The organism is Glutamicibacter sp. M10, from assembly GCF_025452055.1.
Classification (GTDB): Bacteria; Actinomycetota; Actinomycetes; order Actinomycetales; family Micrococcaceae; genus Glutamicibacter.
In genome coordinates this window covers 1463469-1476269 of record NZ_CP104918.1, presented here as the reverse complement: position 1 = coordinate 1476269, position 12801 = coordinate 1463469, and the positions used below count along the sequence as shown (strand labels likewise).

Here is a 12801-nt window from a genome sequence, read left to right as displayed (position 1 = left end):
GATAGCTTGATTCGCCCTGCCCCGAATAGGATGTGGGCATGACTCAAGTGACTGTTACCTTCCTTCAGCAGCTGTCCTCGGATGAGCTCATCGGCTCCACCAAGACCCTTCCCAGCGACGCACGAATTGAACAAGTTGAGCAGATCACCCCAGAATTCTCACGCTTCCTCTACCAAAGCGTAGGCAGCGAACTAAATTGGACTGACCGGTTGGATTCGACAAGGGAAGTGTGGAACGAAGTTCTGATACGTCCTGGTTCTGAAACGTGGGTCCTCTATCGGGGCGGCGCACCACGCGGTTACTTCGAGCTGGTCACCGAAGCCGGGCAGGGTGGAAGCGAAGTGGAGATTTTTACTTCGGACTTTTCCCTGATGCCACGGGCCAGGGACTCGGCGGAGTTTTACTTGACCAAGCTTTGACTCAGGCGTGGCGCTTAGCAAGCCGGTGGCCTGCTTTACCTGAGGTCTCCCGAGTGTGGCTGCATACGTGCTCGCTCGATTCTCCCGCTGCGCTGCCTAACTATCTGGCCCGCGGTCTGAAGATCTATCGCACCGAGGTTGAAGAATCCGAGGTACGCGATGCATCGACCGGATTATGGCCGGTGGCTGCCAAATAGAAAAGCTCGGCACCAACTTCGCGAGAAATTGGTGCCGAGCCTCTTTATGAGATGCGCTTAGGCATCCACGCTGTTGCAATCTGGGCAGCGACGTAGCTGCTCATCATGTGCGCAGTCCTCGCAGAACAGGCGCAGGTTACGACAGGTTGGGTTTGAGCAGTTTTCAAACTTGTTGGTTGGTCCCTGACAGCCAACGCACTTGCCGATGGTTACGGCATCTTCCGAGAACTCGGTGTGCATACGCTTGTCGAAGACATAGAGGGATCCTTCCCACAGGCCTTCATCCGCATACTTTTCGCCGTAACGAACGATGCCGCCTTGCATCTGGTACACCTCTTGGAAGCCGCGCTTAACCATCAGCGCTGAGAGTACTTCGCAACGGATGCCACCGGTGCAGTAGGTAACTACCGGCTGGTCCTTGAGGTGGTCGTATTTGCCCGAATCAAGTTCGGCTACAAAGTCACGCGTGGTATCAACTTCAGGAACGATAGCGTCCTTGAACTTACCGATCTGCGCTTCGAAGGCGTTTCGTCCGTCAAAGAAGTGCACCTTTTCGCCGGACTTCTTCTTGGTGTCTACCAACTCGTGAAGTTCCTCGGGGCGCAGGTGGGTTCCGCCGCCAACAACACCGTTTTCGTCTACTTCCAGTTCGCCGGGCGCACCGAAGGTGACTATCTCGTCGCGGACCTTGACCGAAATACGTGGGAAGTCTTCTGCGGAGCCTTCGGACCACTTGATGTCCATTTTTTTGAAGGCAGGAAGTTCGCGGGTGGCTTTGACGTAAGCCTTAACAGCCGAGATCTCGCCACCGACGGTACCGTTAATACCTTGCTTGGAGATGATGATGCGTCCGCGTAGTCCCCAACGTTCCAACAGTGAACGTTGCCACAGGCGAATTGCCTCTGGGTCAGGAAGCGGAGTAAATGCGTAATACAGAACTATGCGATGAATGGCCACCATACAATATTAGTAGCTTTTGGTCGCGAAACGCCGAGTAAAAGAGCAACGTCACACTGATTCGTCGCGAAATTTCCAGTGGTCCGGTGGTCCAAGAGTTTCAACTAGGCAACGATTAGGTCGACATCAGCAAATTCCTAGGAAAGACAAGGTAGGGTCAAATTATGGCATCAAACGCAAGCGATGAACTGATCGGCACCTGGGTCACCGGCTGGGCTGGCGCCCGTGGCTACGAAACTCGCAATGAGGGACGAGTCCATGCTGCCCTGCGTCATGACACCACCGAAGACTGGGAATACGTGATCTATGGCCCTTCTAAAGAGGAACTGGCTGCAGTCGCCGAAACTCTAAAAAACACCCTAACCGTCGCCTTACCGCGTTTGATGATTCGGCCGAAAATTTGGTCGCCATCGCCAGCGAGGTTGGCCTACAGGTTACTGCCGACGACGAAGCACTCATGGTGACTGAACTTGCCGTGCACGACGTTGAAGTACCGTTGCCCATTGATGGCTTTGTCTTCCAGATTGAACGCGATGGCACCCACGCTTATGTTTCCTTGCACCCCGAGGGCAACCAAGAAGTAGTGGCCGCCTCAGGTCACGTGTCGGCCGTTAACGGTGTGGCAATTTTTGACCGCATCATCACCGGTGCAGACTTCCGTCGCCTTGGCCTGGGTACCTTGATCATGCGCGCTCTGGCCTCTTTGGCTCAGGAACACGACGTGGACGAAGGCCTGCTCATTGCTTCGGTTGACGGCCAGCAGCTTTACGCTTCACTGGGCTGGACTTCCCTAGGCAAAGTTGTCATGTTCAAAGCCTGAACTATCTAGTATTTTTCTTTCGCCGTATCCGACGCATCAAAGTGTTGGGTACGGCGATAGTCTTTAACTTCAGCAATTTTTGGTTCCGAAAGGCGTCCACGTGAAGTCAGTGCGTTCCCTGCTGGATCCGTATGACCGGACTAATGATCCGGATGCGGTTCTTCATCGTCGTTCAAGGCCAGCCAAAGATGAAGTGACCAGCGACTGGCCGCAATGGCTCAGCACTGAACTGATCGAAACTTTCCAAGGCTTAGGCATTCAAAAGCCGTGGTTGCACCAAGCGCAAGCTGCCAACCTCATTCATGAGGGGCAGCACACCATCGTGTCGACCGGCACCGCCTCGGGTAAGTCGATGGCCTACCTGATGCCAAGTTTGGACGTGCTGTTCAAGGCGCGAGACAGCGGATTTAATGATGCTGATTCTGCCGCTTCTATCCTCTACATTTGCCCTACCAAAGCCTTGGCGGCTGATCAGCTCTCCGCGGTTCAAGCTTTGGATGTTCCCGGTGTCCGCGCAGCTCCCTACGACGGCGATACTGATCAGGCCACCCGCGCTTGGGTTCGCCAGCATGCCAATTTTGTTTTCACCAATCCTGATATGTTGCACCGCGGGATCATGCCCAACCATCCAGCGTGGTCACGGTTCTTCAAGCGTCTGCGCTACATCGTGATCGATGAAGCCCATTCCTACCGCGGCGTCTTCGGAGCCCATGTAGCTAACCTGTTACGCCGTTTGCGTCGAATCTGTGAGCACTACGGAAGCACACCGGTGTTCATCGGTGCCTCGGCAACAAGCTCCGATCCAGAAGAATCTTTTGGGCGGCTCATCGGGGCACCCGCCAAGGCGGTAGTCCATGATTTTTCGTCCAGTGGCGAACTAGTCATCGGCTTGTGGGAACCTCCGTTGACCGAGCATAAGGGTGAAAACGGTGCCCCGGTTCGCAGAACTGCCATTGCTGAGAGCGCGTCAATCCTCACCGACTTGATGGCAGATCACGTACGCACCATCGTTTTCATCAAGTCTCGACGTGGCGCCGAAACCATAGCAACACTGACACGTAAACACCTTGAACGCTTCGCACCAGAGCTCTCGGTTCGTTTGGCTGCCTATCGTTCGGGCTATCTACCGACGGAACGTCGAGAAGTTGAGCGGCAGTTACGAAGTGGAGAGCTTCTGGGAGTCACCTCAACTTCGGCCTTGGAGCTCGGCATCGATATCGCAGGTCTTGATGCGGTCGTCGTTGCCGGATGGCCAGGTACCAGAGCATCGTTCTTCCAGCAGATTGGTCGAGCGGGCCGCTCGGGTCAAGATGCCTTGGCTATTTTTGTTGCCGCCGAAGATCCGTTGGATACCTATCTTGCTCATCATCCGGAAGCCATCTTTGATTTGGGTGTCGAAGCTACAGTTTTTGATCCACACAATAAGTACGTACTGAGCGGACACTTGTGTGCTGCCGCCCAAGAATCCCCGTTGCGTCCCGAAGAGCTGGAACTTTTCGGCCCGAAGACTGAAGAACTTCTCGAATCTTTAGTTCAGCGAGGCTACTTGCGGCGCCGACCTGCCGGCTGGTTCTGGACCCACCCGCAGCATGCGGCCGCGATGTTCTCTATTCGCGCTGACGGTGGCGGGCCGGTGGACATTATTGATGCTGAAACTGGCGCACTTTTGGGAACCATGGATTCTCCTCAGACGCACTATCAGGCGCACCCCGGTGCCATCTATGTGCATCAAGGTGCCAGCTACCATGTGGAAGAACTCGATGAACAAAATCATGTTGTTGTCGTTAGCAGAGTAAACCCGGATTACTACACCACGGCGAGAGACCTCACTACGGTTGCCATCGATTCTGAAGAACGTAAAAGTAGCCATCGTGAGCTGAACATTTACTTTGGTGAAGTCACCGTGACCACCCAGGTCGTTTCATTCCAAAGAAAGTCCGTGGCATCTAATGAAGTTCTTTCAGAAGAACCTCTGGAGCTTGAAGCCCGTGATCTGAATACCAAGTCAATCTGGTTCACGTTGACCGAGCAACGACTGCTGCGCGCTGGTCTAACCGTGGATCAATTTCCCGGTGCACTTCACGCCGCAGAACACGCCATGATCGGTTTGTTGCCACTGGTGGCCACCAGTGATCGCTGGGATATTGGCGGAGTTTCTACTGCCCTGCATATGGACACCGGTGAACCGACTATCTTTGTTTATGATGCTCAGCCTGGCGGGGCAGGATTTGCCGAGCGCGGATTTGAACGGTTCACCGATTGGGTTCGAGCTACCAGAGAAGCTATTGATGCTTGCGAATGCCAATATGGTTGCCCGAGCTGCGTCCAATCCCCCAAGTGCGGCAATCGCAATAACCCTTTGGACAAGGCCGGAGCCATCTTGCTGCTCAGCGCCGTCTTGGACGATGTCGAGCCTCGACACCACCGCTAGTACCCGGCTCATGTCTCTCCCCTCTGCTTAGGGCTGATCCAGTGGTGGTGCTCCGGCGCGGGCCGTGGCTTTCGCCGCATAGATTTCGAAGCCCATAATTTGGGAAGCGATGGGGACTTTGGCAGTGACCATCACGGTTTGCCCGTCGGCTTCAACCAGGCACGATTCCAACTGGGCCTTGTTAGCGTTTGCCAGTTCTCCTGCAACGCCACAAGGATCTCCCGGGCGCAGTCCTCGCGCCGTATCGGCCCCGGCCAAGGCAGCTAGATCAGCGGCCGAGGCAGCAGTCATTGCCGCGTGGACGGCGGCTACCCAAGTCAGTAGCGCCCCAGTCAGGAGCAAGGCAATGATCACCAATGCCGTGGTCACTACAGCGCCGCTGCCTTGCTCATCTCGAATGTTTATCATTGGCTACTTCTTTCAACGGCAACACTTGCTTGGCCATGAATCTGCATGCTGCCAACGATGGGGATTTGCACCGATTTGCTGACCGTCACCTTCGACAATCCACCGCCACTAGATATGGTGAATCTGGCCTGATTTCCAGCCAACCTGACTCCGCTGGCTCTTGCTGTTGATCCATCTTCGCCGCGGGCCAATTCCCTAGCTATGGCCCCGGCTGCCTGTTGAACTTGAATTTGTTGGATCCCAAGGACTCCTAAACACAGCAAGAGCGAGAGCATCAACACAACCGCCGGAAGCAGCACCGCAAATTCTGCGGTGCTGCTTCCTGATTCATCGCTGAGTTTCATGGCCTACAGCGACAGGGCTTTGCTGATCAGACCCATCAGCATTCCACGTACATCGCCGCTGGATAGAATGCTGATCAGCAAGCCGGCGAATGCCACAGCGGCCAGGGTGACCATAGCAAACTCGGCGGTTGTGGAACCCTGCTCGTCCTTCAGCTGGTCCATGATTTCGCGGAACTGTCCGTTCATTGTTTTCACCTTTCTCAGTGTTAGTTGTTGGCGGCTTTGTCGCTGCCAACGGTGTATCTTCACTCTCAGCTAGTCGGTAAAGTTCTTGAGCTAGTTGCAAACGATCTGGGTATAACTCTTATGAACATCTCGTCAGGCAATCTAGAGGCTGGGAAACAGCGCGATGATCAGAGGCACAACGCCCAACGCAATGAAAGCGGGCAAGGCACAGGCACCCAGGGGCAGAACAAGTTTCGTCGCGAACTGTGCTCCGAGACGTGCCACCTTTTGCGAGTGTTCTCGACGTTGAAGGGCGGCAGTATTACGCAGCAGATTAGCTGCCGGAGCACCGGTCGTATGGGCGAAGAGCAGTGCTTTGCGCAGTGGCGCAAGCCATTGGGGTGCGGCTTCCCATGCCTTATCCCACGCGAGATTCATTTCCAGACACCGAGCGACGCTTCGCAAAACGGTGCACTGCTCTATATTGCTGCCAAGCAAGTCCAAGATCTCCGTAATAGGCATGCCTGCATCCAGCAGGCTGGCGCTCAAATCAAGGACGAATTCGATGGGCTGCTGGGCGTCACGACGCTTGGATGGCCCTTCTGTTGGTATCAATCGAGCAGACATTCGCGCAGTAATCCCGGTGCCGAGGCTAAGAAGTCCGGCGAGCGCTGCGGATAACAAGATGAGTGTGTTCATGACAGTGCCTGCGCTGAGGTTGAGTGCAGGAGTCGTTGACACCAGAATCTATTCAAAACCCAGAGCCCTACGCCGACGGCTACGCTCAACTGGGCTGCCCATGAGGAAGTGATTGTTCCGATCACGTCGATGCCTACGAGTAACCCGAAGCCGAACCCAACCAAGGGAAGCCAAGTGAGTAACTTGGTGGTGGCTTTCGGTCCGGCCATCGCTGCATCAAAGGATTGCTGAGCTACCAACGCTGATTCCAGATCCTCGGCTAGCCGTTCAAGGACTTCGGCCAAACTAGCGCCGCTGCGTTCAGAAATTTTCAGGCACCAATGCAATCGTTGAACCGCCGGATGCCCACTTCGGCTGAGCGATACGGATTCGTTGCCGGGCTGGTTGTTCAACCGATGAGTTGCCTGCAAGCCCTTCAACGCTTGGGCAATATTGCCTGTGTTTTCTTCAACTTCAAGCAGGGCCTCCAACGCTGGATAGAAACCCACGCCGCTTCGAAGCAGTGCCGAGAGTTCTCGAATAACGCGCGCGTCTTCGCTCAAGGCCAGATTCTTTTGATGGGCCCCTTGGCTGCTTTTCTTCCATCTTCTCCAGAATTGAGCGGGCTGATGATGCTCACTTTGATGTGCGGGAATCCCTAGGGCCAGCGCCATGGCGCAACAGATAAGGATCAGCATGGCCGTTGCCCTACAGCCATGGACTGATTCAAGTCCGCGCAGATCTTGAACATGAGCTTAGCTCCGAACTTTTCTCCAGCACCGCCCGAGCCTTTTCTGGCATGGGGTCGGTGCTGTGCAGATCAATCAGGGTGTGCATGAACATGCGTCCTGACTCATCGGTTTCTAGAGTTCCTAGTGCCACTGGTCCACGGCGTCCGTGCTCTCCTCGGCTGAGATGGATGATCAGGTCCAATGCACTGGACGCTTGAAGTGAGGTTGCCTGAACGCTCCACCCAGCCAGGGCTCCCAGTGCTGCCAAGCGGGCAGGAACCGACTCTGGATTATTTGCGTGCAGGGTGCCAGCGGCTCCTTGATGTCCGGTATTCATTGCTGCGAGGAAGTCTCTGATTTCTTCGCCGCGGCACTCCCCTACGATCAATCTGTCTGGACGCATTCGCAGTGCTTGGATGACCAGATCTTTGAGTTCTACCAGTCCGGCCGATTCCACGTTGGCTGCCCTAGTTTGTAGGGAGACTGCGTGGGGATGATTCACCTGCAGCTCTTGAGAGTCCTCAACTATGATTAGGCGTTGTTGTGCTCCTACCTCGGCCAGCATTGCCTGAAGCAAGGTGGTCTTTCCGCTACCTGTTCCTCCGGTGACCAAGAAGTTCATTTGTTGGGTGGCGATGGCACGCAAGAGCGGATCCCAGAAGCCCAGAGAATGTTGCAGCACTTCGGTCAGCCCCAGCTGTGTGCTGTGTTTTACACGGATTGAAATCAGCGGTCCCGCGGCAGCGATAGGTGGAAGCACTGCATGAACGCGATAGTTTTTCAGGCTCATGTCCATAAACGGACTGGCCGAATCTAGTCTCCGCCCAGCCAAGGTAGCTAAGTGAACTGCAAGCTCACGGACTTGTTCAGCTGAAGAGAAGCTAAAATCGGTGAGCTCTAAGCCTCGTGGGGAATCCGTCCATACCTGGCCTTGTCCGTCTACTAAAACGTCGGTGACATCCGGGATGCGCGCGAATGGTTCAAGAATCGACAGTCCGGCAACTTCGTGTTGCAGAATTTCTAAAGACTGCGCTGCACCTTGTGCACCCAAGGCTGCTCCCGAATCATGAACTGCACCGGCCAACGCGATGGCATCAAGTTGTCCACCGGAGAGCAGCGCCCTTTCGCGTACTGATTCAAGGATTTTTGCATCCAACACATGGCCGGTGGCCACCATGATGCCGTCTTTGCTGTGGCGTCCTGAACTCATGAGCGTTGCTCCTGAACTTGTGGGATCAAGCAAAAATCCGCTAGTCCTTGTCGCAAGGTGCGGGATTTGAAGCAATCAAGTAGTTCCCCGCGCCCAGTGGCTTTGATGATCCTGCTATTGAGGGGGAACGATCCGAGTATCTGCGCGTGATCTTCTGTAGATCTGCGCAAACGCGACTCACCGCACAGCACCGTTTCCCCCGTTTTGGGAATGGTGGTGTTGTTGGCAGCAAACACGTGGCGGTCTAGAAATTGGTTGATAATCTCTTGCTGAGGATGAACCGCCCGGCCGGTATCTAGCACCACAAAGTCGAACCCTTGGCGCGCTGCGGCGAGAAGTCTGATGAGTAGTTGTTCTTCCAATACTTCGTGTTCATTAGCCTGTGACCAGGTGAGTACCGAAGTCTCGCGTAGTTTTGGCAGCGTCTCTGCAAGCTGGTGGGCAGCGAGTGCTCCGCCGGACTTCACCAATTCTTCCCACCCAACCCCTACTGGCGCTCTGGTGGTAATACATGGCCACAGGCTTTGTGAATGTGGGTCTAAATCAATCAAAACGCTACGTAATCCGCTCAGTGTTCCAGCGTGAGCCAATAACATGGCCAGCGTGGTTGTTCCCAGTCCCCCAGCTGTGGCGGAAACAGCCAAGGTGTGGCCGTGACCGGCGCGCATGGCCCACAAGCCTAGATACTCTCCGAGCCATTGACCGGCCGAGGGCAACAGCGCAACGCGGGCTTTGGGAATGCGGCTTGCTAGCGCCCACAGATGGGATGCATCAGGTTCTAGCCCCACCAAAACATCAACCGAATAATTCTGGTGGCCGGCAACTATCGCCATATCACTACCCCAGAGCACCGGGCCCGCGATCCCCAGAGATAGCGATGCAGGTTCCGTACATTGAATGATGCGCACGGCCGCGCCGACGGCGATGGTCGCACAGATCTCAATAATTTTCGGATCGTTGCTCACGATGGTGCACACCGGTTCGTTGCCCCTATTGATGTCAGGTAGCTGGCTTGGTTCAGGGGCAAGTGTTCCCACCGGGTTATCAAGCTTGGTGATCACAAAGCGATCAGTTCGTTGAGACTGGGGTCCCACTGTGGTGTCAGTTAGCCATTTCATACTTCGAGCGTGGCATCAGGCAAAGAAGTACGTACAAGCCCCGGAGCCAACTGGGGATATCTGATGCTGGCACGGCACAATGGAGCTATGAGTGCCATCGCCTTTATTGCTTCCGATCCTGAAGGCTACGCCCTGATTGAAATCCGTGAGTCCGAAACCGGAGTCTCACTCAAGCCAACCACCGCGGTCACTCGTGAAGACTTTGTCAGCGTTATTGCTACTACCGAGGCCGAGCTTCAACCGCGCTGGGCCATGCTGCGCACCGATCCGTGGATGACACCTTTGGTGGCCGCCGGGGTGTATCTGGCTAAGGCGTACATCCTTTCCTTGGCGCAGCGCATCATGCACCGCACTCCCTAGCTTCTGAAGTTATCCCCGATTTTGATCTTGAACGTCCGCCTTCTTCCTCCGACCGCTTTAATCAGGACGCGCTCTTTGCCGCTCCTTCCTCCGGTGAGTCTTTGGAAGATCTCATCGCGCTCTACACCCAGCAACGCCAAGCGATGCCAGCTGATCCTAGTGCCCGACGACGCCTTGAACTACTAGTTCACGCTGAGTCGGTGGGTGCGCTGATTGCCTGCGAGATGGAAGCAGCAGGGCTTTCATGGGATGAGTCCGAACACCGTGCACTATTGCGTGAACAGTTAGGCGAACGGGTCACCGACTATTCGCGCCCGCCAAAGCTCGCGGCCAAGGCTCAGGAGTTGGCTTCTGCCCTGAACACCCCGGGGCTCAATCCTGACTCCCCGCAAGAACTCTTGCGCGCATTGCACAAGGCTGGATTTGCGGTGCGTTCGGTGCGGGCTTGGGAACTTGAGCAGATCAATCACCCGTTGATGAGCCAGGTTTTGGAATACAAAAAACTGGCTCGACTCGCCAGCAGCCATGGGGACGCGTGGCTGGATCAGTGGGTGAAAAACTCTCGCTTCCATCCACATTATGTTCTTGGCACTGTGGCTTCGGGGCGCTGGGCTGCTTCAGGTGGCGGAGCTTTGCAGCTTCCCCACGCTATCCGCCAGGTCGTTCGAACCACTGCGGGCCGGACCTTTGTGGTGGCTGATGGCCGGCAACTGGAACCACGTATTTTGGCGGCGATCTCCAACGATCAACAGTTGCAAAAGGCTGGGCAGCAAGATGACCTGTACCAATGGTTGCTTGATGCCAAGTTGGTCTCCACCCGCCAAGAAGCCAAATTGGGGATGCTCTCGGTCATTTATGGTGGCGGCGGCGGTGCTTCGGGCACCGTGGGTGCGGCGTTGACCCGCAGTTTTCCTACCGCCATGAAATTTGTTGAGCAGGCTGCCCAAGCCGGCGAACAGGGCCAAGGTGTGCGCAGCTTCTTGGGCCGTGGTTGCCCACCGGCCGATGATGCGTGGATGCGGGCGCAACGAGATACCGCTGATGAAGGTTCACAACGTGCAGCCGACGCAGCTGCTCGCTCCCGGGGCCGATTTACCCGAAACTTCGTAGTGCAGGCCACCGCGGCCGAATGGGCGCTGGTGTGGATGGGTCATGCCCGTCATCTGATCCACACCGCCGGCTGGGATTCAGTATGCAAACAAGTATTTTTTGTTCACGATGAGATCGTTTTTGAATGCCCGGTCGAATTGGCTGACCAGCTGCAGGAGCTGGTCCGGCACGCTGCGATGCTCGCAGGGCGTACCCTGTTTGGATCCGCTTCACCATACTTCCCCGTCAGCGTGGCCATTAATGCCAACTACGGGGAAGCCAAATAAAGGTTGAGCCGCTAGTTCATTTGTAGTTCGCGCCGGGTATCCCAGTTTTTGGTCCAGCCCAGGTCTGTGAACAGTCGGTCCAAGACGATAGCGGTGAAGCCCCAGATGATCCGTTCACCAAACTGGAAGGCCGGTGAGCTGAATTTCTGTCCTCCGCGCTGAACCACGCCAGTCAGCCGATTTTTGGATCCAGTAATTCGGCGACCGGTGCACGGAAAACACCAGCGCTCTCGCCAGGATCTACTGCGTGAACTTTGGACTCGGCATGCCACCAACCGATCACCGGGGTGACGAAGAAGTTTGAGACCGGCAGTTCGGTCTCTGCGAGGTTTCCCAACACTTCAATGCCGCTAGTATCTACCCCTGTCTCTTCCCACGCTTCGCGTAAAGCTGCATCAGTGGCGCCCGAATCTTCAGGATCAATGCCACCGCCTGGGAAGGCAATCTGTCCAGCATGTTTGCGTAAGGTGGTGGCCCGCTCAACAAAAAGCAGATCCAGATCCCTAGCGCTCGTGTTCTGCGCTAAAGAACCATCACCGGTGGCGCCAAAAGAATTAGCACCGCTGCTTTGCGGGCAGGCCCGGCGCCAAGATCAAGTTCAATCCATTCCTTGGGCAGCTTCTGGGCCGCACCAACCTTGGCTTGAATCTTGGCAATAACCTGCTTCAGTTCACTACGTGCGCTCATGCGTCCAATCCATATCCTTGCTCCCGCAGCTGCCGGCGAGTGGCGCCTGCCTGCATCTTTGCCAGCAGGTCTTCGCGCCCCAGTGCGAGCTCATACTTAAGCAACTGTTTAGCCTTGGCGGGTATTTCCTCGCCGATTCCATACGAGGGGCACAAGGACGCCACCGGGCATACTCCGCAGGCGGGTTTGCGAGCGTGACAGATGCGCCGACCGTGGAAAACTACGCGGTGGCTGAGCATGGTCCAGTCCCGCTTTTCGAAGAGTGCTCCTACCGCTTGTTCCAGCTTGACTGGATCGGTTTCGTCACTCCACCCAAAGCGGTTGGCCAAACGACCAAAGTGGGTATCAACGGTAATTCCAGGCACGCCAAAGGCATTGCCTAGCACCACGTTGGCGGTCTTACGTCCGACTCCGGGAAGCTTGATGAGTTCTTCGAGCTTGGGTGGAACCTGTCCGCTGTGGCGCTCGACCAGTGCCGCGGAAAGCCCCAGTAAGGAATCGGTTTTTGCCCGGAAGAACCCGGTGGACCTAATCAGCGCTTCGATCTCGCTTCGCTCCGCTTGGCTCATTGCCAGCGCATCCGGGAAACGTGCAAAGAGCGCCGGGGTGATCGCGTTGACCCGCACGTCGGTGGTTTGCGCTGAGAGCACCGTCGCCACCAACAACTCGAAGGGGTTTTCAAAGTCGAGTTCCGGGACCGCATAGGGATAGGTCTGCGCCAGCACCCGATTAATTTTGCGCGCTCGACGCTTGAGCCCCAGTTCAGTTTCCAATTTTGGTTTTTTCGCCACGGATAGATCGTGTCATGTGCGGGCCGTGTTTTCACTGTGGGACACCGTTGTTAGTTGCTGTTCATCGCTGTGAGCTGACCGTTGAGCGCAGAAATCACACTCTTTCTCC

At 55.7% G+C, this 12801-nt stretch carries 19 protein-coding genes; 7 read left to right on the top strand and 12 right to left on the bottom strand.

Annotated features, from left to right (window positions below; genetic code table 11):
• Window positions 1–38 precede the first annotated feature (38 nt).
• Both N6V40_RS07230 and N6V40_RS07225 read left to right on the top strand, forming a co-directional pair.
• Window positions 39–419 carry a hypothetical protein gene (locus N6V40_RS07230; RefSeq protein ID WP_262199545.1) on the top strand — a complete coding sequence of 127 codons (381 nt, stop codon included), beginning with the start codon at window positions 39–41 and terminating at the stop codon, window positions 417–419.
• Between the two features lie 53 nt (window positions 420–472).
• Window positions 473–616 carry a hypothetical protein gene (locus N6V40_RS07225; protein ID WP_262199544.1) on the top strand — a complete coding sequence of 48 codons (144 nt, stop codon included), beginning with the start codon at window positions 473–475 and terminating at the stop codon, window positions 614–616.
• A 57-nt stretch (window positions 617–673) separates the two neighbouring features.
• Here N6V40_RS07225 and N6V40_RS07220 read toward each other — a convergent pair whose 3' ends face one another.
• Complete coding sequence (locus N6V40_RS07220) at window positions 674–1573, bottom strand: oxygen-dependent tRNA uridine(34) hydroxylase TrhO (RefSeq protein WP_131088900.1); 900 nt, start codon at window positions 1571–1573, stop codon at window positions 674–676.
• Between the two features lie 164 nt (window positions 1574–1737).
• Between N6V40_RS07220 and N6V40_RS07215 the strand changes: the two genes are divergently transcribed.
• From N6V40_RS07215 to N6V40_RS07205, 3 genes are all read left to right on the top strand, one after another.
• Complete coding sequence (locus tag N6V40_RS07215) at window positions 1738–2037, top strand: hypothetical protein (protein WP_262199543.1); 300 nt, start codon at window positions 1738–1740, stop codon at window positions 2035–2037.
• The gene (locus N6V40_RS07210; protein ID WP_262199542.1) at window positions 2031–2393 is read left to right on the top strand and encodes a GNAT family N-acetyltransferase; all 363 of its coding nucleotides are present in this window, start codon (window positions 2031–2033) and stop codon (window positions 2391–2393) included. Before N6V40_RS07215 ends, N6V40_RS07210 begins: the two co-directional genes overlap by 7 nt.
• A gap of 100 nt (window positions 2394–2493) precedes the next feature.
• A complete protein-coding gene (locus N6V40_RS07205) occupies window positions 2494–4824 on the top strand; it encodes a DNA 3'-5' helicase SftH (RefSeq protein ID WP_131088902.1) in 2331 nt (776 codons plus the stop codon).
• A 27-nt stretch (window positions 4825–4851) separates the two neighbouring features.
• On the opposite strand, the gene N6V40_RS07200 is transcribed toward N6V40_RS07205, so the two are convergent.
• The 7 genes from N6V40_RS07200 to N6V40_RS07170 form a co-directional block, all read right to left on the bottom strand.
• Complete coding sequence (locus N6V40_RS07200) at window positions 4852–5232, bottom strand: Rv3654c family TadE-like protein (RefSeq protein WP_131088903.1); 381 nt, start codon at window positions 5230–5232, stop codon at window positions 4852–4854.
• Window positions 5229–5576, bottom strand: a complete 348-nt coding sequence (locus tag N6V40_RS07195) for a TadE family type IV pilus minor pilin (RefSeq protein WP_262199541.1) — start codon at window positions 5574–5576, stop codon at window positions 5229–5231. The genes N6V40_RS07200 and N6V40_RS07195 overlap by 4 nt, the downstream gene beginning before the upstream one ends.
• A gap of 3 nt (window positions 5577–5579) precedes the next feature.
• Complete coding sequence (locus tag N6V40_RS07190; RefSeq protein WP_131088905.1) at window positions 5580–5762, bottom strand: DUF4244 domain-containing protein; 183 nt, start codon at window positions 5760–5762, stop codon at window positions 5580–5582.
• Window positions 5763–5903: 141 nt separating this feature from the next.
• Window positions 5904–6440, bottom strand: a complete 537-nt coding sequence (locus N6V40_RS07185; protein WP_262199539.1) for a type II secretion system F family protein — start codon at window positions 6438–6440, stop codon at window positions 5904–5906.
• On the bottom strand, window positions 6437–6982 hold the full coding sequence (locus tag N6V40_RS07180; RefSeq protein ID WP_165477292.1) for a type II secretion system F family protein: 546 nt from the start codon (window positions 6980–6982) through the stop codon (window positions 6437–6439). The genes N6V40_RS07185 and N6V40_RS07180 overlap by 4 nt, the downstream gene beginning before the upstream one ends.
• Window positions 6983–7145: 163 nt before the next feature.
• Complete coding sequence (locus N6V40_RS07175; RefSeq protein WP_262199538.1) at window positions 7146–8360, bottom strand: TadA family conjugal transfer-associated ATPase; 1215 nt, start codon at window positions 8358–8360, stop codon at window positions 7146–7148.
• Window positions 8357–9421: a CpaE-like family protein gene (locus N6V40_RS07170; RefSeq protein WP_262199537.1), complete on the bottom strand. Its 1065-nt coding sequence runs from the start codon at window positions 9419–9421 to the stop codon at window positions 8357–8359. Before N6V40_RS07170 ends, N6V40_RS07175 begins: the two co-directional genes overlap by 4 nt.
• A gap of 144 nt (window positions 9422–9565) precedes the next feature.
• On the opposite strand from N6V40_RS07170, the gene N6V40_RS07165 reads away from it, so the two are divergent.
• A complete protein-coding gene (locus N6V40_RS07165) occupies window positions 9566–9838 on the top strand; it encodes a hypothetical protein (RefSeq protein ID WP_262199535.1) in 273 nt (90 codons plus the stop codon).
• A gap of 11 nt (window positions 9839–9849) precedes the next feature.
• Window positions 9850–11214, top strand: a complete 1365-nt coding sequence (locus N6V40_RS07160) for a bifunctional 3'-5' exonuclease/DNA polymerase (protein ID WP_262199706.1) — start codon at window positions 9850–9852, stop codon at window positions 11212–11214.
• Window positions 11215–11225: 11 nt separating this feature from the next.
• On the opposite strand, the gene N6V40_RS07155 is transcribed toward N6V40_RS07160, so the two are convergent.
• From N6V40_RS07155 to nth, 4 genes are all read right to left on the bottom strand, one after another.
• Window positions 11226–11381 carry a hypothetical protein gene (locus tag N6V40_RS07155; protein WP_262199534.1) on the bottom strand — a complete coding sequence of 52 codons (156 nt, stop codon included), beginning with the start codon at window positions 11379–11381 and terminating at the stop codon, window positions 11226–11228.
• A 5-nt stretch (window positions 11382–11386) separates the two neighbouring features.
• Window positions 11387–11659, bottom strand: coding sequence for an NUDIX hydrolase (locus N6V40_RS07150; protein ID WP_262199705.1), 273 nt, complete (start codon window positions 11657–11659; stop codon window positions 11387–11389).
• A 77-nt stretch (window positions 11660–11736) separates the two neighbouring features.
• Window positions 11737–11901 (bottom strand): hypothetical protein, encoded by a 165-nt coding sequence (locus N6V40_RS07145; RefSeq protein WP_262199532.1) that lies wholly within the window; start codon window positions 11899–11901, stop codon window positions 11737–11739.
• Entirely contained in the window at window positions 11898–12692 is a 795-nt protein-coding gene (gene nth, locus N6V40_RS07140; RefSeq protein WP_262199530.1) for an endonuclease III, read from the bottom strand. The genes N6V40_RS07145 and nth overlap by 4 nt, the downstream gene beginning before the upstream one ends.
• Window positions 12693–12801 lie beyond the last annotated feature (109 nt).

Bases quoted from the DNA above. Each gene is read 5' to 3' on its own strand.
- N6V40_RS07190 (WP_131088905.1), bottom strand. From the start codon at position 5,762: ATGAACGGACAGTTCCGCGAAATCATGGACCAGCTGAAGGACGAGCAG.
- N6V40_RS07200 (WP_131088903.1), bottom strand. From the start codon at position 5,232: ATGATAAACATTCGAGATGAGCAAGGCAGCGGCGCTGTAGTGACCACG.
- N6V40_RS07210 (WP_262199542.1), top strand. From the start codon at position 2,031: ATGGTGACTGAACTTGCCGTGCACGACGTTGAAGTACCGTTGCCCATT.
- N6V40_RS07175 (WP_262199538.1), bottom strand. From the start codon at position 8,360: ATGAGTTCAGGACGCCACAGCAAAGACGGCATCATGGTGGCCACCGGC.
- N6V40_RS07230 (WP_262199545.1), top strand. From the start codon at position 39: ATGACTCAAGTGACTGTTACCTTCCTTCAGCAGCTGTCCTCGGATGAG.
- N6V40_RS07145 (WP_262199532.1), bottom strand. From the start codon at position 11,901: ATGAGCGCACGTAGTGAACTGAAGCAGGTTATTGCCAAGATTCAAGCC.
- N6V40_RS07195 (WP_262199541.1), bottom strand. From the start codon at position 5,576: ATGAAACTCAGCGATGAATCAGGAAGCAGCACCGCAGAATTTGCGGTG.
- N6V40_RS07165 (WP_262199535.1), top strand. From the start codon at position 9,566: ATGAGTGCCATCGCCTTTATTGCTTCCGATCCTGAAGGCTACGCCCTG.
- N6V40_RS07215 (WP_262199543.1), top strand. From the start codon at position 1,738: ATGGCATCAAACGCAAGCGATGAACTGATCGGCACCTGGGTCACCGGC.
- N6V40_RS07185 (WP_262199539.1), bottom strand. From the start codon at position 6,440: ATGAACACACTCATCTTGTTATCCGCAGCGCTCGCCGGACTTCTTAGC.